The organism is Cellvibrio sp. UBA7671, from assembly GCA_002483145.1.
Classification (GTDB): Bacteria; Pseudomonadota; Gammaproteobacteria; order Pseudomonadales; family Cellvibrionaceae; genus Cellvibrio; species Cellvibrio fibrivorans.
This window is the reverse complement of sequence record DLHJ01000003.1, coordinates 1-19,098: the sequence shown is the minus strand read 5'-3', so window position 1 is coordinate 19,098 and position 19,098 is coordinate 1. Positions and strand designations below refer to the sequence as shown.

19 protein-coding genes are annotated in these 19,098 nt (G+C 47.0%); 6 read left to right on the top strand and 13 right to left on the bottom strand.

Annotated features, from left to right (window positions below; translation table 11 throughout):
• Positions 1-7: 7 nt before the first annotated feature.
• On the top strand, positions 8-571 hold the full coding sequence (locus B4E62_RS02765) for a DUF2214 domain-containing protein (RefSeq protein WP_310076032.1): 564 nt from the start codon (positions 8-10) through the stop codon (positions 569-571).
• A 351-nt stretch (positions 572-922) separates the two neighbouring features.
• Entirely contained in the window at positions 923-2,617 is a 1,695-nt protein-coding gene (locus tag B4E62_RS02760; RefSeq protein WP_331350979.1) for an NAD(P)/FAD-dependent oxidoreductase, read from the top strand.
• A 110-nt stretch (positions 2,618-2,727) separates the two neighbouring features.
• On the opposite strand, the gene B4E62_RS02755 is transcribed toward B4E62_RS02760, so the two are convergent.
• Genes B4E62_RS02755 through B4E62_RS02735 form a run of 5 tightly spaced genes read right to left on the bottom strand, consistent with a single transcriptional unit; the run spans position 2,728 to position 5,457 of the window.
• Positions 2,728-3,141, bottom strand: a complete 414-nt coding sequence (locus B4E62_RS02755; RefSeq protein WP_331350978.1) for a DUF6524 family protein — start codon at positions 3,139-3,141, stop codon at positions 2,728-2,730.
• 48 nt (positions 3,142-3,189) lie between these two features.
• A complete protein-coding gene (locus B4E62_RS02750; protein ID WP_331350977.1) occupies positions 3,190-3,699 on the bottom strand; it encodes a GNAT family N-acetyltransferase in 510 nt (169 codons plus the stop codon).
• Positions 3,639-3,941 carry a DUF2288 domain-containing protein gene (locus tag B4E62_RS02745; protein ID WP_331350976.1) on the bottom strand — a complete coding sequence of 101 codons (303 nt, stop codon included), beginning with the start codon at positions 3,939-3,941 and terminating at the stop codon, positions 3,639-3,641. Before B4E62_RS02745 ends, B4E62_RS02750 begins: the two co-directional genes overlap by 61 nt.
• A complete protein-coding gene (locus B4E62_RS02740; protein ID WP_331350975.1) occupies positions 3,941-4,840 on the bottom strand; it encodes a hydroxymethylglutaryl-CoA lyase in 900 nt (299 codons plus the stop codon). Before B4E62_RS02740 ends, B4E62_RS02745 begins: the two co-directional genes overlap by 1 nt.
• 8 nt (positions 4,841-4,848) lie before the next feature.
• Entirely contained in the window at positions 4,849-5,457 is a 609-nt protein-coding gene (locus tag B4E62_RS02735; RefSeq protein ID WP_310076018.1) for a flavin prenyltransferase UbiX, read from the bottom strand.
• A 232-nt stretch (positions 5,458-5,689) separates the two neighbouring features.
• Between B4E62_RS02735 and B4E62_RS02730 the strand changes: the two genes are divergently transcribed.
• The gene (locus B4E62_RS02730) at positions 5,690-6,127 is read left to right on the top strand and encodes a hypothetical protein (protein ID WP_310076015.1); all 438 of its coding nucleotides are present in this window, start codon (positions 5,690-5,692) and stop codon (positions 6,125-6,127) included.
• Between the two features lie 76 nt (positions 6,128-6,203).
• Here B4E62_RS02730 and B4E62_RS02725 read toward each other — a convergent pair whose 3' ends face one another.
• From B4E62_RS02725 to mpl, 5 genes are all read right to left on the bottom strand, one after another.
• The gene (locus tag B4E62_RS02725) at positions 6,204-6,842 is read right to left on the bottom strand and encodes an RpiB/LacA/LacB family sugar-phosphate isomerase (RefSeq protein ID WP_310076013.1); all 639 of its coding nucleotides are present in this window, start codon (positions 6,840-6,842) and stop codon (positions 6,204-6,206) included.
• A 247-nt stretch (positions 6,843-7,089) separates the two neighbouring features.
• Positions 7,090-7,596, bottom strand: coding sequence for a DUF2269 family protein (locus B4E62_RS02720; protein WP_331350974.1), 507 nt, complete (start codon positions 7,594-7,596; stop codon positions 7,090-7,092).
• Position 7,597: 1 nt separating this feature from the next.
• Positions 7,598-8,194 carry a hypothetical protein gene (locus B4E62_RS02715; RefSeq protein ID WP_331350973.1) on the bottom strand — a complete coding sequence of 199 codons (597 nt, stop codon included), beginning with the start codon at positions 8,192-8,194 and terminating at the stop codon, positions 7,598-7,600.
• A 104-nt stretch (positions 8,195-8,298) separates the two neighbouring features.
• Positions 8,299-9,138, bottom strand: a complete 840-nt coding sequence (locus B4E62_RS02710; protein ID WP_331350972.1) for a hypothetical protein — start codon at positions 9,136-9,138, stop codon at positions 8,299-8,301.
• Positions 9,139-9,213: 75 nt separating this feature from the next.
• Positions 9,214-10,632 (bottom strand): UDP-N-acetylmuramate:L-alanyl-gamma-D-glutamyl-meso-diaminopimelate ligase, encoded by a 1,419-nt coding sequence (gene mpl / locus B4E62_RS02705; RefSeq protein WP_331350971.1) that lies wholly within the window; start codon positions 10,630-10,632, stop codon positions 9,214-9,216.
• 214 nt (positions 10,633-10,846) lie between these two features.
• On the opposite strand from mpl, the gene B4E62_RS02700 reads away from it, so the two are divergent.
• Positions 10,847-11,764 (top strand): hypothetical protein, encoded by a 918-nt coding sequence (locus B4E62_RS02700; RefSeq protein WP_331350970.1) that lies wholly within the window; start codon positions 10,847-10,849, stop codon positions 11,762-11,764.
• Positions 11,765-11,926: 162 nt separating this feature from the next.
• Positions 11,927-12,847: a hypothetical protein gene (locus B4E62_RS02695; RefSeq protein ID WP_331350969.1), complete on the top strand. Its 921-nt coding sequence runs from the start codon at positions 11,927-11,929 to the stop codon at positions 12,845-12,847.
• On the opposite strand, the gene B4E62_RS02690 is transcribed toward B4E62_RS02695, so the two are convergent.
• Both B4E62_RS02690 and B4E62_RS02685 read right to left on the bottom strand, forming a co-directional pair.
• The gene (locus tag B4E62_RS02690; RefSeq protein WP_331350968.1) at positions 12,832-14,589 is read right to left on the bottom strand and encodes a lysophospholipid acyltransferase family protein; all 1,758 of its coding nucleotides are present in this window, start codon (positions 14,587-14,589) and stop codon (positions 12,832-12,834) included. The two genes, B4E62_RS02695 and B4E62_RS02690, sit on opposite strands and share 16 nt — an antisense overlap.
• A 311-nt stretch (positions 14,590-14,900) precedes the next feature.
• Positions 14,901-16,043 carry a hypothetical protein gene (locus B4E62_RS02685; RefSeq protein ID WP_331350967.1) on the bottom strand — a complete coding sequence of 381 codons (1,143 nt, stop codon included), beginning with the start codon at positions 16,041-16,043 and terminating at the stop codon, positions 14,901-14,903.
• 307 nt (positions 16,044-16,350) lie between these two features.
• On the opposite strand from B4E62_RS02685, the gene serB reads away from it, so the two are divergent.
• Positions 16,351-17,580: a phosphoserine phosphatase SerB gene (serB, locus tag B4E62_RS02680; RefSeq protein ID WP_310075994.1), complete on the top strand. Its 1,230-nt coding sequence runs from the start codon at positions 16,351-16,353 to the stop codon at positions 17,578-17,580.
• Between the two features lie 419 nt (positions 17,581-17,999).
• Here serB and B4E62_RS02675 read toward each other — a convergent pair.
• A partial coding sequence (locus B4E62_RS02675) for a DUF1552 domain-containing protein (protein WP_331350966.1) occupies positions 18,000-19,098 on the bottom strand: 1,099 nt, incomplete at its 5' end.

Below are 19,098 nucleotides of genomic sequence, written 5' to 3'. Positions count from 1 at the left end.
CCTGACGATGCTTAAAACACTCCTGGTCTACATTCATTTAATCGCCGCTTGCCTCGCCATCGGCGTTCTCCTTGTGCAAGACATAGCGCTCGCCAAATGGCGCGGGCGGGCGATGGATGCTGCCGCTATCGAGAATCTTCATCGCAACTCCGGTTTGGTCACGCTCGCACTGGTTGTGCTCTGGGTTTCAGGGTTGGTGATAGTGGCTATCGGCTACCTGGATAATCCGGCTTACCTAATGAACCAAAAACTCTGGGCTAAATTTACCGTCGTAAGCATACTGACACTCAACGGACTATTTTTGCACCACTACAGTTTTCGCGTGTTAACGTCCCCCGCCGGTTTTATTGGTGCTAGTCGCATGGCGCAGTTTTTGGTGCTTGTCACTGCTGTGATATCGCTCGTGTCTTGGCTCTACTCATGTTATCTGGGGATCGCGCGCCCCTGGAACAATGTTGCACCCTATGCCTATGTGATGATTGTGTATTCGGTGGTGATGACTATCGCTCTAGCCATAGGGCTGGAGGTTTGGCGGGAACTGCGCAAAGAATTTCGTTTGCTCGCACACTAACCTAGGGTTGTAACAAAGGAGGCTTGTTAACGTATTATTTTTCCGCCCCTGCGCGCGTTCGTTTGTGGATTGAAATTCATTCGGACGCGCGCTTTGATGATATTGTCAGAGTGTTCACGCAGCCTTTCAGTAAAAAAGGTGCAATTATTTTTCGTGGCTTGGCGTATCCTTCAACTAATTTTGTAATCAAATCCGCATTATTTTTTTATCATTCTTAAATTGACGTTTAAATTTACGAATTGACTTATCCATACGTGACATTAATCACCCGCAAACATCTTTTACCTTCCGCCGTCACATAAAATCTATATAGTAAAGCTCCAATTAAATGTGGCTACAAGGAGCAGGTTTATGAATAATAATTTTGCAACATCTACTGCGGCTTCTGATGTCGGTCCCAATGATGTGCGTGTCGGCCGGCGTTATCGTGTGAGTCGTTTGGACACTAATTACGATGCCATTGTGATTGGCTCGGGTATAGGTGGTTTGACGACAGCAGCTTGTTTATCCAAAGAAGGAAAGAAAGTGTTAGTGCTTGAGCAGCATTATACGGCTGGGGGCTATACACATAGTTATTCGCGCAATGGATATGAATGGGGAGTGGGGGTACATTACGTTGGTGAAATGAATTTACCTGAGTCGCTACCACGAAAGCTGTTTGACTATGTTACAGATGGCAAGCTCGCCTGGTCATCAATGGATGAAAATTACGATCGTTTTTATCTTGATAAGCGCGAAATAAATTTGCGTGCCGGAAAAGAAAATTTTCGTAAAACATTTGTAGATGCTTTTCCGGAAGAAGAGGATGCAATTGATCGTTACATTGGTTTGTTGGATAAAGCGACTATCGCGATGCAGATGTATGCAGTGAGTAAAATTGTCCCGCGTTTTATAAGTAGTGCACTGAAAATGATACTGCCACGTTGGTTTAATAAAACGACGTACAGTGTATTGTCCGGGCTGACAAAAAATGAAGCCTTGATCGGCGCGATTACAGGCCAGTGGGGGGATTGTGGTGTGCCACCAAAAAAATCCAGTTTTATTTCCCATTCCGTGATTGCCAATCACTACATCAATGGTGGTTTTTATCCTGTAGGCGGTGCATCGGAAATAGCGCGAAAAATTATTCCAATAATTCAACGCAGTGGTGGCGACGTATTCACCTACGCTGATGTTAAGGAAATAGTAATTGAGAAAAACCGTGCTGTTGGTGTGCGTATGGTGGATGGAACTGTTATTCGCTCAACCACCATTATCAGTAATGCCGGCTTGATCAACACATTTGAAAAGTTGTTGCCAGAAGAATGCGTCAAGCGTTCGGGTTATGCAAAACAACGTAAACGAGTGGATCAATCCATGCCGCATATTGGTCTTTATATTGGTCTGAAAGGCACGACTGAAGAGTTGAATTTGCCCAATACCAATTTCTGGATTTATCAAGACGAGCATCACGATGATAATGTCGCGCGCTTTCTTGCAAATCCAACAGGGGAATATCCGCTAGTCTATATTTCTTTTCCTTCTACTAAAGATCCAAGTTACGCGCGTCGCTATCCAGGCACTTCCACTATTGAGATTGTTGCACCCACCAGTTATGAAATATTTGAATCATGGAAAGACACTGCATGGGGAAAAAGAGGTGAAGAATATGACGCATTGAAGGAGAAAATTGCAGCACAATTATTGGAAGAGCTTTATAAAAAATTACCGCAATTGCGTGGAAAAATTGATTATTACGAAGTGTCTACTCCGCTTTCTACCAACTGGTTTTCTCGTTATGGCAGGGGAGAGCTTTACGGCCTCGATCACACACCCGAGCGTTTCAATCAAACCTGGTTGCGTCCAAAAACGCAGATAGCAGGGCTTTATCTAACTGGGCAGGATGCGCTTGGTTGCGGAGTGGTTGGCGCCATGATTGGTGGGCTTCTGTGCACGTTGTCGATCCAGGGTTTGAAAGGTGCAACTTTGGCTAAGCGAATGTTTGCAGATCCCGCAGTTAGTTACGACGATTTACCCGCTGCAGCGGTTGGCAAATCAGCTATTTAATGAAGTACTTTACGTTACTCCAAATAATCCTCCGCTAACTAGCGGAGGATTATTTTTACAAAAAGTTCAGCTGTTAAGTTTTAGTAAAGCTTGCAAGCCAAGGCTAAAAATTATTTATCTTCAATCTCATCTACATCGACTTGTCCACTCATACGGCGAGTGAAGTGCGACCAGCACATACCGACGGCGAGCATTGCCGCTAATAAAACTTCAATCACCCAGGCCATGGCTGATATATCGTTAACGCTTAAAAACCCCCAATAGATAAACAACCACACAAGGCAAGCAAACAGTGCTGCAAGTGCAATTACGCCGATTAGCCCGAGCGAATTCAGTGTGGCCTTAATATAAATGCCCCAGCCAATCAGCAGAATGATTCCCGCAATCACAACGTAAGGCGTAATATCACTGAAGCTATAGTGAACCCAGTGAAAATAGGAATAGCCACTGGGGTTATAGCTGAGTAGTACCAATAAGAGCGCGAACAAAAAACGCAATGCAACGCCGCTGGCTGTGAGATTCATAATAATTTCCTAATGGTTTTTAGTCGGGGGGATTATTAAACACACATTTTATTGCGAAAAGCATCGACGGTATTTTATAAAGCCGATTTTGGCATCCGGGTCGTAACCCATAGCCGTATAAAAATTCCGCGCATTTCGGTTTCCGCTGCTGGTTTGTAGCATGATCTTGGAACAGTCCTTCTCCAAACAAAACGCTTCAATATAGTCCATCATGCTTTTGCCAATGCCTTCGCGTTTATAGTTAGCACTGACCACTACATTTTCAATCAGCGCAAAAGGCTGGTTGTCGAACATGACATCCTGACACAGGCAGATAAGCGCAGTGGCGATTATTTGCCCTGAATCATCGCATACTAGCAAGCAGGTGTTGCTGCTTTTCGCGACTGCGTCAATTCGCTCCGGCAATACTGAAACAGGCGAGAGTGTATTTAGCTCGCGGTATAAATTGGCAATAGCTTCGGCGTCGTCTTTGGTAGCTCGGCGAATGCTGCGCATATTTAATTCGCTTGCTCGGTAATCGGCTGCACCAACACCCAGGGCTTTATCACCACTGCCCATACCAATGCATTTTGCTCGTACCATAATTGCGCTTGGTTATCTTTTACTGCATCGACTAAACCTGCGTCCATCCAGATTTTTATTTGTACGGCGTTATCTGCAACGATTTGTGCAGCGACATGAGTTAAATCCAGTATTGCGTCTACGGCGATGGCATTGCCGCTGGCGAAAAAACGTTGCAGTTCGTGCCAGTGAATTTGCGCGGTTTCCAAATTGATTTGTTGTTCGATTTCGTTGGTCATTATTGTTTACTCAGTGCCTGCGCAACCCTTGAGTTGCTCGATCTATTTAACGCGGTGCTGATGGTGTTGCCTGCATAAATTAATTTTTCCAAATTCACGCCGTGTTCAATACCCAAACCATTTAATAAATACACCACATCTTCCGTAGCGACATTGCCCGTTGCACCCACTGCGTAAGGGCAGCCGCCCAAACCAGCGACAGACGAATCAATCACACTTACGCCCATTTCCAGTGCGGCATAAATATTCACGAGTGCCTGCCCGTAGGTGTCGTGCATATGGGCGGCAATTTTTTCGATCGGGATGTCGCGCGCGAGTGTTTCAATTAAGTGTTTGATTTGCCCGGCCGTGCCGACGCCGATGGTATCACCCAGCGAAATTTCGTAGCAGCCCATGGCTAATAATTCTTTTGCAATATTCGCAACAGTTTGTACATCAACTGCGCCGGAGTATGGGCAGCCTACAACGCAGGAGATATAACCGCGCACGGGAATTTGTTGTGCTTTAGCCGCATTAATCAATGTTTCAAAACGCTGGATGCTTTCGCTGATGGAGCAATTGATATTTTTTTGGCTAAACGCTTCCGATGCCGCTGCAAAAATCGCCACTTCATTAGCGTTAACGGCAAGCGCGCGCTCGTAACCTTGCAGGTTAGGTGTGAGTGCGGCGTAAGTGACGCCGGGTTTGCGTGCGATGCCCGCAAATACATCGCCACTGTCGGCCATTTGCGGTACCCATTTCGGGTTTACAAAACTGCCTGCTTCAATATAAGTCAAACCAGCATCGACAAGATTTTCAATTAGCTGAATTTTGGCAAAGGTAGGGATTGCTTGCTTTTCATTTTGCAATCCATCGCGCGGGCCAACTTCTACAATGCGAACTTTTTTCGGTAAATTCATAATAAAAATTAATCCTCACCCCAGCGCGGCATTAAATCTTGTGGTACGCCCAATTGATCGAGAATGCGCGCCACAATAAAGTCCACCAGCTCTTCAACGGATTGCGGTTGCATATAAAAACCGGGGCTGGCGGGCAGTACAATCACACCCATCTGCGTCAGCTTTAGCATATTTTCCAAATGAATTTCAGAGTAGGGCGTCTCGCGCGGCACCACAATTAATTTGCGGCGCTCTTTCAGTGCTACATCTGCAGCGCGTTCAATTAAATTATTGCTGGCGCCGTGTGCGATGGCTGAAAGTGTTCCTCCGCTTGCAGGGCAAATCACCATTGAGCTGGGCGAGCTTGAACCCGAAGCAACTGCTGCAAACCAATCGTCTTTTGCAAGCAATTGCAGTTGCTCTTCATCGGCACCAAACATTTCACACAACATCGCTTGCTGCTCCTCCAGCTCGCGCGGTAAATCCAGATCTGTCTCTGTGCGAATTACCACTTCTGCAGCACTGGAAATCATCAAAAATACTTTGCAATCCGCTGCCAACAAACACTGCAGCAAACGCAAACCATATTGGGCGCCGGAAGCGCCGGTAATCGCGAGGGTGACTGAGCGTGGTTTCATGATTGGCTCCGCTTTTTAAGGATTTGCTTCGTTGATGTATAGATGCAGGGAATTTAATCCCTGCGTCGTCTTATTACTTATCATGATATGAGGCTTTGTTATATATCGCTATCCTTGCTGCAAATCAACTTATGTCGATATTAATCAAGCGGCAAGTCCGCAGCCATGCCAGTATAATTGAACGGCTGATATCGCGTTTTAATCGCATACTACTCTCAAAGGAGCAAGGCTCATGACTAGTTATCACGCAGTTGTCTGGTTGGATCGTAAAGAGGCTCACATTATTACGTTTGAACAAGGAGTTGTTGAATTGGAGCGTATCAAATCGCGTAGCCACCATCTTGCGCCCGGAGGTCACGCGGGAACTCATCAAAATATGCATGGGCGCGCTAGCGCACACGGGCATCACTCCCCGGAAGGCGGGCACGCTACCGTCGATCAGGATTACTACCATAAAATTGCGCAGGCATTAACGGAAGTAAAAGAAATTCTAGTGACGGGCCCGGCGCAGGCCAAAGATGAATTTCGCGCTCACTGCGAACGTCATGACCCAATTATTGCAAAAGCAATCATCGGCGTGGTGCCGAGCGATCACCCCAGCGATGAGCAATTGGTCGTCATCGCGCGCAAATACTTTATCAAATACGATCACATGCATAGTCAAAAATAATTAAAAATTACATATTCTGAATATTAATAGAGGCGACTTCGTTTATTGATGGTCGCCTCCAAAAAATCATAAATTGTTATTGCCCTAATACGTCCCTGACGAATGCGCGAATACTGTCGTCCTGACAGTTTTCAAAAAAACATGTCTGGAAGCGTTCCCCTGTCACCGCTGTTTTTACGATTTCAGGATCTATTGCGCGCAGTCCATCCAAATAATTTTTTGCCGTTGCGATTTTAATATTGGTCAAAATTCCCGCATTACGCACTTGAGATTCACGGCGCTCCGCAGGGTAACCCTGGCCGCGCACGCCGGTAAATGCTTTTTCAAAGATGGTGCGGATATTCAGCTCAGCACCCCAACCAAAACCCTTGGCAAATGGCAGTGCCAGCGCATTGCCGTTGTTTACCTGTGCGAATAAGTAAGCGTCTGTCGGTTCAATGCAATAACCGCAGAATACACCCGGATGAGCATTGAGAGACATCATCGCGCCTTGACCCGTGCCGCAACCACTCACAACAAAATCTACTGCTTTGGAGTTTAATAACAAACTGGCCATTACTCCCAGATGGATGTACGTCAGGTAGTGGTCGTTGTCATCACTCATGCCCACGTTAAATACGCTGTGTTGCTGTACAGCGGCGACTTCTTGCAGTTGCTGCAACACAATCGCGTTTTTCGCGGCTTGGCTGAATTCGTTCATTAATGCAATTTTCATGGCAAAAGCTCTCTCAGAATAGAAAAGGGGTTTTGTGACAGGCTCTTCGGCACTGTTTGCTGGTAATGACCGATCTTTTGCAGAAGTAGTAATGATATAGGGGGCGGCGGGTTAATTGAAGGGAAGGGGTGGTTTTAATGATAAGGGCGCAGCAAGCGGCGCCCCTACAAATAACATTGCATCCGTAGGGGGCTGCTTGCTGCGCCCTATTTTGTGGGATATCTATCTTTAAAACCTATCAATATATTCACCAGAGGTTAGCTAAGCTCGGTTTTGCAATCACTAGCCACATAATGACTAATACACTGAGCGGAATAATCGCGATGGCAATACGCGTTACAAAAGCGTGATAGATATGGAGTGTGCGAGTTTGTTTTGTGTCGTAGCCCACTTCATTCAATCGAGAAAAAATTTGTGGCAGCTTGATGTTGCCATACCAAATATCCAGTATCTCCAGCGGTACAATTAACAGCAGAATAATCAGTAGTTTCCATTGCAGCCAAGGTTGGCTAAATCCAAAAACCAGAATTGCCATTCCAATACCACTGACAATCAAAGCTACAAATGCAACGTGTTCAAGAATAAGCATTTTTATAAAAATACGATACGCCAGATGTGTCGCGGGCGTAATCTCACCCAGTTGTTTGCGCATCGCCATCAGAATAAACCATGTACCCAGGCTTGGCCCGAGCCAAAAAACCAGTGAGCCGATATGCAGAATTTTTAGTGCAACGAATATATCGATAGTTGCCATATCAGTAATCGACTTTTAATTCCTGTGAGCGCGGAAACACTTTAATCGTCAGCGCAAACATCCATGCGGTACTCCACACCATTCCCGCTGCAGTGAAAAATTTCGCCGCATCCAATGCCTGCATTGCACAGGTGATACTTAAACCAAAACCAAAAAACCAACCGGGAATACCGATTAAAATTAATTTGCGCGGTAGGCGTTGGTTGCTGAGCAGTAAAACATTTAAGAGCAATCCACCAATGTTATAGAGACCATTACCCAATGTGCCGGTGAGCTGCACTGCAATTAATTCCAGTGTTTGCATTGTTGCCAAGGTTGGGTCGATCGTATGGCCGTACGGAATCACAAACGCAAAAATAACTTCTGCACTAGTGTCCGGCACTATTCCAAGCGCCACTAATAATATTCCCAATACTCGCCATTCGGATTTTGGAATAAACGGTAGTAGCATTATGCAAAAGGTGAGTAACCCAAGTGCGGCGAGCATCCAGTTGAACCAACCCAATTGCCACAATCTAAGATTGTTTTGGATAAATTCATTACGCTCTGCGATTGTATTGCCCGCGCCGAGCAGGCCTTCTGGCAGGATGAAAGCCATTTGTAGGCAGGCTAGGGGTAGGGTTGCTACGATGATTAGGCCTAGGTTTACGCTTTTGTAATTCATTGTTTATTTAATATTCTGAGTTTTCATAGGTATGAAGTTCAAATTAGTGAATTTATTGGAATCATAAAGTTTATGGCTTGCTGATTAGATATTACTTTTATTTCTCGAAATTTTTCAATTTCTCTTTGAATTTCTAGGTGGCTGGCTTTTCTAATTGATTTTACTTGTGTTAGCTTTATCGTTTCTTGCGTAAGAGCTGATATGTTCTCTAACACCATATGAATTGTTGCTAGCAGTTTGGGTAATGTATTTATGTCGAATAAATTCACATCTTGATATATTTCTATTTTTTCTCTAATTCCATCAATTTGAATTAAAGCACCTGTTTTTTCATTGGTGGGTAGTACTGATACGTCTCTCAGGCATGTAAAAATACTTTGGGATTTCAACTCTCCCCTCACATAATCAAATGGTTGCGGTGGTGATATGTGGTGACTGTGTAAAGTGCCAAGTGTTTCGTAGAGCTTTGAAAGTGATTCATTTATTTGTTTTCTGTTGTATTCATCCGTTGCTAGCCTGACTTGATTATTTAGCGCTGTAGCAGATTTGGTTAATTCTTTTCTTGTTAGGCTCAGCTCCTTTCTTTGAATAAAAACAGACCAAAGGAGTAAGCACACTGTTACAAATCCAAAAATAGGATTAAGTGTGCCACCTAAAAAATCACCAAGTTGTCCTAGTCGTTCAGGATCAAAATAAGAAAGAGGTGTACTAAAGTAGTGAAATGCTGATGTAACTATTTGATACAAGCCAATAGCTGCTAGACCAAAAAGAACTGACAGTGGAATTGTCTTCAACCAAAAACAAGGAGCTGTATAAAAATTTATGCCCCACTTTTTTATTTTAGTGACGCATGAGTCTTGTGGCTTGTTCTCGGTCATCTCCATTCTCCTTTAACCATTGTTTTTGTATTGATAATTTGCGGTGGATCGCGTTCGATCGCTGCGTCATGCGAGTTACAAAGTATGCTTCTTCAACTGCTCAATCAACCTCTGATGCACCCCTCCAAACCCACCATTACTCATAATCACAATATGCGTATTCGCTTCACTGAGTGATATGGCGCAGTGAATTAATTCGTCCAAATCGCGCAAGAGTTTTGCGGGGACGGGGCTTTTGTTGACGACTTCATCCATTGCCCAATCTACGTTGGCGGGTTGATACCAAAGTACATCGTCGGCATCGGTGACGCTTTGATTTAGTGCGCCTTTGTGTACACCCATGCGCATGGTGTTAGAGCGGGGTTCGATAATGGCGATAATTTTTTGGTCGCCGACTTTTGCGCGTAAACCGGCGAGGGTAGTTTTAATCGCGGTGGGGTGGTGGGCGAAGTCGTCGTAGACTTTTATGGTGTGAACATCAGCCAATATTTCCATGCGGCGTTTTACACCGGCAAATTGTTCCAAAGCTTTTGCACCGTGTTCCGGTGTTACACCTACATGGCGCGCCGCGATAATTGCAGCCAAGCCGTTATTTACATTGTGGATGCCGGTTTGTTGCCAATGTACTTGCGCGACTTCTTCGCCGTTATGTAGCACCGCGAATGACGATCCATCGGCTGCTAACAACTTTGCTTGCCATTCGGCGGCAGAATTATTTGTTTCGGTAGTCGCGTCACTGGTGTTGTCGATCACTGCAAATTGTTGTTGTGGTGTCCAGCTGCCTTGTTTGATCACTTCAGCGAGGGCTTTGTCATTGGTCGGCGAAATTAACAGGCCGTTGTTGGGAACTGTGCGCACCAAATGATGGAATTGTTTTTGGATGGCGGCGAGATCCGGAAAGATATCGGCGTGATCAAATTCGAGATTATTTAAAATCACTGTGCGTGCATTGTAGTGGACAAATTTGGAGCGCTTATCAAAAAAGGCGCTGTCATATTCATCGGCCTCCACCACAAAAAAGGGGGTGCCGCCCAAGCGCGCAGAAGTGGGGAAGTTTTTCGTCACGCCGCCAATTAAATAACCCGGTTCCATTCCCGCGTATTCCAAAATCCACGCCAGCATGGAAGAGGTGGTGGTTTTGCCGTGGGTGCCCGCCACCGCCAATACCCATTTGCCTTGTAATACATGGTCGCGCAGCCACTGCGGGCCAGAGGTGTAGGCGATGCCTTGGTCGAGCACATATTCCACACTCGGATTGCCGCGGCTCATGGCATTGCCGACGATCACCAGATCTGGCGGGGTTTGCATGTGCGGTGCTTGCAAATAGATTGGGTCAAAGCCCTGAATCAGTTCGATCCCTGCCTGCTCAAGTTGTGTACTCATGGGCGGGTAAACATTGGCATCGCTGCCGGTGACGCGGTGGCCGAGATCTTTGGCGAGTTGCGCGAGGCTGCCCATAAAGGTGCCGCAGATGCCGAGAATATGAATATGCATAGAAAACTCTGTGAGAAGAAAGAAGGTGCTGATTAAAGGGTTCAGATTAATGGCATGGATTAACCTATACTTTTTCGATGATTGCAACTCTCTGCTCCGACGGGATGTCAATTGAATCCCACAGGGGAAGCGCATTACCGCAATCTCTCCAACAATAATTATCAGCCTAGGGGTCATTGGGTCTCACTGCCGTTGCTGGTCTGGATGTTTGTTTATGAAATTATGGTTTACCAATCTCTGTGTTTTAGTGCTGCTTTGGCCTTCATGGCTTTGTGCCGCAGAGCTATCGGTATTGCACATTGCCAAGCCGCGCGCTTCGGATGATCCTGCCTATTTATACTTCTCCGGATTATTGCAAAAAGCCTTAGAGAAGGGTGCCAAGGGGCGCGCCGTGCCGCAACTCGTTATAACGATTGAGATGGCAGAAGATCGCATGGTGCGTGAGCTGAGAGCAGATCGCATTATTGATATTTTCTGGTTGGGCGGCAGTAAGGAACGTGCGCGTGATTTATTGATGGTGCCGGTGCCACTTGAGCGCGGTTTGGTGGGCTATCGCCAATTTATTATTCGCAAAGAGCGTATTGCAGAATTTGATGCAATAAAAACGCTGACAGATTTGGCCAAGTTTAAAGCCTGCCATGGCGCGCAATGGGGCGATACAGAAATATTGCGCGCCGCGCACTTGCCCTTGGTGACCAGTGTTAATTACGAAAGCTTGTTTAAACAATTAGCGGCGGGACGCTGCGATTATTTTCCGCGCGGTATTCATCAGGGTAAGGTTGAGGTGTCCAGCCGCGCTGCCGCTTTCCCCGATTTAATTGTCTATGAGCCGCTGATGCTGCATTACACATTTGCGACTTATTTTTACGTGCATCCAAAAAATCACGCCCTAGCGCAATGGTTGCAGGATGGGCTGGAAAAAATGATCGATGACGGCGAACTTATTGCTTATATGCAAGAGCAAGAACATACGCGTCACGCTTTTCCATTGTCTGGAGCTGAGCCCAAACGTTTTTTAACGCTCCCTAACTCCAATTTACCCGCGCTATCGGATGAAAAAAATCCTCGCTATTGGTTTCAATCCAGTGATTTTGTGGTTCAGGATAGCGCCTCTTCCCCTGCGCAAAATTGACCCTGTCAACATCCTTTCTTCAGGGCATGACCCATGCGCTGAGAATATCAATCCCCATGCTTAGTCACATTTAACATGGATGTTTTGATTTTACTTTTGGTGCTTCACCTATACTTTCCAGCAAGTTGCCGCCGTGGACGAATGTGAGAGGAGTTTTCATTCATGCCCGCGTTATGGATATTGGTTCGCCGCGCCTTGCTAGCACTGTTAATTGCTTTTTGTGGTGATAGCCTGGTATTGGCGCAGAGCCTGGCACCTCAGGTAGTCAGGGTGGCATCGGCTAAAGCCGAATTCGCGATTGCACAAGATTATTTTGTCGGCTTACTTAAGCGTGCGCTTGAGCTGGGCGCGCAAGGGCGGCCAGTACCGGCAATTCAGCAGGTCAGTTTGATGGAGCAAAAGCAGGGCTTGCAAGAAATGGTGCGAGGCAAAATTATTGATGTTTATTGGATGGGAACTGATCCTGAACGCGAAGAAAAGCTGCGCGCAATCCGGATTCCCCTGGATCGCGGTTTATTGGGCTACCGCCGCTTTATTACCCGCCAATCAATGACACACGTATTTGATGGCGTACATTCACTTAGCGGCCTTAGGCCATTAGTAGCCTGTCAGGGAAAAGACTGGCCGGACACTCCTATTTTACGTGCTGCTGGTTTGCGCGTGATTGAAGTTGCGAGCTTTGAACGCATGTTTCAGCAGCTCGACCTGCTTAAGTGCGATTATTTTCCCCGTGGCTTTTTTGAGGCCTATTCTGAAATCAATGCCCGCAAAAAAAAGCACCCTGATCTAATCTTGTATGAATCCTTGGTGCTGCACTATCCCTTTGGGTTGTATTTTTTTGTCAATCAAAAGAATGAAGATCTGGCGCTCTGGATTGAGCAGGGTTTGGAAGCCATGATTGATTCAGGTGAATTTCTTCGCTATATGCACGCACATCCATTAACTCGCAAGGCGTTTCCCTTGTCCGGTAGTAAAGGGTTGCGCATGATTGAAATCAATAATCCGCGTTTGCCATTTGACACTCACGCCAAAGATTCCCGCTATTGGTTTCAGCCGGAAGAGTTTGGTTACTCGGTTAATTGAGTGGGTTTTAAATAGCGGCTCCGTTTTGCTTCTTTCATACAGGTCAAATCGCCCATAAATAAACCATCCACACAATTGCCAAATTCCGAGTCCACACTAAAGGCGAGCAAATGGTAGCCGCCTTCTTCATACAGGCTTGCATATTGTTTAAATAGCACGGGGATTTTGCAGTCGTGTTTCTTGAATTCTTCCTGTAATAGTTCAAAACCTTGTTCGCTATCGAGTTTGGCAAAGCGGTGTTGTAAATCGATTAACACGTCTTCATCGATTTCATGCGGATGATTGCCTTCTGCAAGGTTTTCATCATTCGCATTTTTGACTGAGTAGTAGCGCTCGTAATAAAACACCAATAAATCGCGCAGGGCTTTTGGATAATGCGCGCTCATACTCACTGGGCCAAACACAAAGCGCACTTGCGGGTGATGCGACAAATAAGCACCGAGGCCTTGCCACAAATAATCCAGGCTGGCTTTGCCCCAATAATCCGGGTGCACAAAGCTGCGGCCTAATTCCAAGCCCTGTTCCAAATAAGGTGTGAGCGAGGAATGGAAATCAAATAACTCTGCGGTGTAGAGCGCATTAGCGCCTTTTTTCTTCATCAACTTGTGCGCTTCACCCAAACGATAGGCGCCAGCGATGCAGAGTTTTTCTTCGTCCCACAAGACTAAATGGCGATAGTAGTGATCGTATTTATCCAAATCGCGGCGGCTGCCGGTGCCTTCGCCAACCATGCGAAATGTCTGTTCACGCAGGCGGCCAATTTCGCGCAGCACTACCGGATGTTGGTTGTAATCACATAAGAATATTTTGTGATTGTCGCGCGTACTGCCAATCAGTTGCGCATTTTTAAATTCTTTTTTCAGCGCAGAGCGATCTTCAGGGTGGGCGATGGTTTTTTCCGTTACAAAAACCGGAACGTTATTTTTTTTGGATGAGTTGCCCTTGCCGATTTTATATACATGTTTTTTCAGGCGTTTAATCAGTGCTTTATCAGCCAGCTGATCGGATTCCAATGCGTGATGTGGAATCATCTCGCCCACGCGGAATTTAATTTCCGCCGAGCGCTTGTTAAACATTTCGTGGGCGAGCAGGGCAGTCGCGAGCGGTTTGAAAATCATGGAAGCGCTGTAAAACAGCATGGAATTTTTGGCGGAGACAAATATCGGCAGCAGCGGTGCGTTGGTTTTGCGCGCAAAGTGTAAAAAGCCCGCCTGCCATTTTCCATCTTTAATACCGGTAGGGCTTGCGCGCGATACTTCGCCCGCCGGGAAAATAATAATCGCCTCGTCGTTATTGAGTGCTTGCAGGATATTTTTGTAACTTTGCTTGTAGGCCGCGCGGGTCATGTTGTCGAGCGGCAGGAGTAAATCGTGCAGCGGTTCAAATGCCATCAACATATCGTTGGCGATGATTTTTACATCTTTGCGCACTTCGCTTACCAACCGCAGCAGTGCTAAACCATCGAGTGAGCCAATGGGGTGGTTGGCGATAATAATCACCCGCCCTTGAGAGGGAATATTGTTGCGCTCGCGCTGGGAGATGCTGTAACTGAAATTAAAATATTCAAAAATCCGGTCGATAAAATCAATCCCGCGGTTGCCTTCATGCTCGCGCAAAAACGCATTGATCTCGCGCTCGTGGGTGAGCTTGCGCAGAATGCTGAGCGTGGAGTTGCGCACAATCGGCGCTTGCTGGTTAAAACCGGGGAATTTATTAGTAATGGATTGTTCGATATTGAGCATGGCAGTCACAACCTTGCGATGGGCGATACTGCAAGGCTATGACTAATCAGTGACGGTTATGTGATGGAATTGTTGCAGGTGTGTGACACTGATGTTCGAAATATTGCGAAGATCTTGCAGGTGGATTGCGGTGTCTTGTGCGAGACCGTCTGCTGCATGGGTGAAGCAAGCATTTGCAAAGCGTGCTTTGCGCGTAGCTGAACGACAACAGGTTTACCTGTTGGCAGGTCCGCTAGCGGCAGCAGTCGAGCCTACAGGGATGTATTTACGGCGCGTCTCGCACAGGACACCGCAATCCGCAACACGAATCATTAAGAAGCCGTCGCCCCCACTAACTGCTCTTCCTGCTTCGCCAGCAACGCGGCATAGGGCTCTTTCAAACCGATAAGCTTGCCGCTGTCGCTCACAATTTCCAGATGCTCCTGTAGATCACTATCGATCAAACGCTGGCTAATTAAGACTTCGCCTTTGTCCGGTTTCAAATGATTGTTGTGTTGCACCACAAAATCTTTCAGCAGCGATTTATTGGAGCTCACCGGCGCCGATAATTCATGTACCGCAGCGGCCAAATGCAAGCGTGGGCTGACGCTCTTGGCAGCGAGGCTATTGAGTAATTGCGCCGCACACACCGCGCGAAAACTGCACTCGTAAAAGGCCTCGCCGGTGAAATCGATAATGAGTGTTTCGCCCGATAACATCTGGCGCTGGCCGCTGTATAAATTCAACACGCCCTGCAATTGTTTTTCAAAACGGCGCAATACAGTGGCAAAACTTTCGCTGTTCAATTGTTGGTAAAGCTTGCCCATATTCACAATGTCCAAACTCAACCGCACCGATACTTGCTTTGGTAATTCCGGTTCGGGTTCGGGCGCTTCGTTTATCGTAGGCATTTTCTCCACTACCGCAGTGACTATCTCACTCGCGGTTGGTAGCTTATCTTTTAATTGCGACCACCACTGGCGCTGGATCGACCACCAGATCACCAGCAGCGAGAAAAATACCGCCGCCATCCACAGCATAAAAAAGCGATAGTCGCGCTCGGTGTGAACCGGCATATCCAGCGTCACTTCCAAATAACCCGCGACATTATTGTGCAATGCGATGGGCGCTGAAAAATTGTAGCGACGCCCTTTAATTTCCTGGTTGGGTTTAAAACCGCTTTGCACCAGCAACTGGTTTTCCACATTGTGGATGGTCGCACCTACTACATTGGGATATTGGCCGACTTCGAGGAGGATCGCCTGCAGGCTTACCAAGTCCTGTTGCAGGGTGGCATTCACAGCTTGCCGTGCTGCGCTGTTGGCGAGCACCTGGCCATAGTGACTGATCTGCTCGCGCTGGTTTTGTTCGCTGTTGTGAATATAGGCCCAGGCACCAAAGGCACCGAGTGCGATCAGAAGCAGGCTGCAAAGGCTGAGCTGTGGGTAGGTGCGGTAGGTATTGATCAATGCCATTTTGTTGTTAAGTCCGTGCTCGTCATGTTGCGTTCATGATTCAACCCCAGTTCCTGCCGGGGTCGGTGGTCAGACACATGCTCGCCGCAATGGCAGCAATATGTCGTGTGGAATCGCATTCTAGCCTAAGTTATCGATGCGTGCTAAGGCACAGTTCGTATCTGGAAGCTGCTGTGAGCGGCCATGAATTCCGCTAGAATGCGCGCTTTGCGCAATCGCCCCCAAGTACATGCGGCGGTGACCGGTAGTAAAAGTTAGCACGCACCGGGCCAATACGTATGTTTGTTACCCCTTATAGAGAGGCACTGTGAACGAACTTTTATTGATTAATGCATCGGGGCAGGATCAGCCCGGCATCACCCGCGCTATTACCAATGTCCTTGCCCTGTGTGGTGCACGTGTACTGGATATAGGCCAAGCCGTTATCCACGACACCCTCGCGCTGGGCATTCTGGTCGAGCTGCGTATTGCTGCTAGCGTGCGTGCGCAACTGCTTGACCAGATCCAACAAGCTACCCAGCCACTTGGTATACAGGTGCGCTTCCAGACCATCACCGCTGAAAGCTACGAGCATTGGGCCGAGCAACAGGGCAAAACCCGTCACATAGTCACCTTGCTTGCACGCCAAATTGATGCAGCGATGATTGCTGAATTAACCGCCGTTACTTCCAGACATGGATTGAATATCGACAGCATCAACCGCTTGTCCGGTCGCGTCCCGCTTGCGGATCTGGATGCAGGCGAAGAGCAAAAAAGCAGTGCCTGTGTGGAGTTTTCGGTGCGTGGAATGCCTGCAGATTTAATGGCATTGCGCGCGGATTTTATGGAGCTCTCAGCACGTTTGAATATCGATGTCGCCTTCCAGCGCGATACGGTTTATCGCCGCAACCGCCGCCTGGTGTGTTTCGATATGGATTCGACATTAATCGAAGCAGAAGTCATTGATGAACTCGCCAAAGCCGCAGGTGTAGGTCATCTGGTATCTGAAATTACTGAAGCAGCCATGCGCGGTGAACTCGACTTCAAGCAAAGTTTTGCACAGCGCATGGCTTTACTTAAAGGTTTGGATGAATCCGTACTGGCGGGAATTGCCGAGCAATTACGTTTCACTGAAGGCGCAGAAAAATTAATTTCCTCGCTTAAAAAACTCGGTTACAAAACCGCGATTTTATCGGGTGGATTTAATTACTTTGGTCGATATATTCAAAACAAACTCGGCATCGATTACGTCTACGCCAATGAACTGGATATTGTGGATGGCAAAGTCACTGGCGAAGTAAAAGGCATTGTTGTTGACGGCCAACGCAAAGCTGAATTGTTGGCGATGCTCGCAAAACAGGAAGGTATTGCGTTGGAGCAGGTGATCGCTGTGGGCGATGGCGCCAATGATTTGCCGATGCTGAGTGTTGCTGGTCTCGGCGTCGCCTTCCGCGCAAAACCATTAGTAAAAGCGTCTGCAGAACATGCGATTTCTAATTTGGGTTTGGATGCGATTTTGTATTTGTTGGGCTTTAGGGAAAGGGATAAGTTGCTTTAAAGTTTTTCGCTCACCATTCGCACTTGATGAGGAGTGTCAATTGCAACTAGCTCAGTTATTTTGAATTTATAACGGCTGTTTTAAACCAATTTATTAAAGGACGTTAAATTGAAAGCAACCATTAGAGTCGTAATCGTTGTAGCTTGCTTATTTGCCGCTATCGGATGTTATTTTTTCGGGATTCCTGCTGGTGGTGTAGTTTTTCTGCTATTGGGGCTTATTTTTGAGGGCTTGTTTTGGTTTGGGATATTTGGCAAATGGAAAAAGTAGCCCACGCTAAACCAAAGATCATGTTGCTGCGGTAACTGCCGAACTAAAAATCAAAAGGAAATCGCACAACGTTAAATAATCCACCACAAAAAAACAAAACCCCGATTTTTTAAGTCGGGGTTTTGTTATCACTCTGGTGCAATCAGGTATTACAAGCCAGCGATAATCGAGCCGCCCCAGTTACGATAAGCTGTACTGTTCGGGCTTTGGTCGGCGCGCATTTTCAAAGCGAGTGTATGGAAAATATCTGCCTGGGTTTTCTTGCCGATATCCAGCAATTGACCACCGGCAATACCGGCACCGGCGAGAATCATTGGTACATCATCATTGCCGTGCGCGTCCGCAATACCCATATCCGACATCTGGAACACCGTAGTCGAACTCAACAAGCCGTTGGCATTCAATTTATCCAACAGGTTTTTGGTCAAGCTCTGCATGTAGGCAATATCTTCAGAGTATTGCACTTGGTTAAAGTGGTGCGACTGGTGCGATGAACGGCCGCCGAGCTTATCGAAGATATGGTTGTGCGCATCTGAACCGAAGGCAATTGACACAGACGCAGTCAAATTACAATTCAGTGCAAGCACAGCGATATCCGTTTGCAGTTTTGCCAGTGCATCAAATCCGGTAACTGCAGTACTTGCCGGTTTCGGGCATGAACCACCGCCGCCACCGCCAGTTCCAGATCCAATCGCAGCTTCAATTTCCTGAATCGCCGTGAAGTGGCTGTCCAGTTTTTCTTTTTCATGCTGGCCCAGTTTGGTTTTCAAACTGTTCACCGCCGGGTAGTGCAAATCCACAATCGATTTTCTTGGTGCAGTGCCAGTGCCTGTGTTGGTGCCGCCGCTGAACAATATGTCCAGTGCAGTTTGCGGGCTGGTAATGGTCGGCTTGTTGGCTGAACCTTCACGGCTCAGTTGCGACTCTTCGGTGGTACCTACGTTGAGGTATTTCACCGGATAGTTGGCACCGATGGTGCGACCCATGTTTACGTCAAAGCTGTCGCGCGAGAAGCTGGCGTTATCAAAGCGATGGAACATGATGCCGTGACCCGCGCCGGTGAGCGATGCATTCTTCATCATCGCAATTCGGCTGTAATGGGTTTGCAAAGGCGCGGATTGCTCAGGGAACACGCCGTTTACTGGATACCAACGATCTTTTTGGCAACCACCACCGGAAAATACCAAACAGCTTTTAGTCGGTGTACCGGTCTGTGCTTCAGCAGTACGCGCCAACATCACGCCGGCA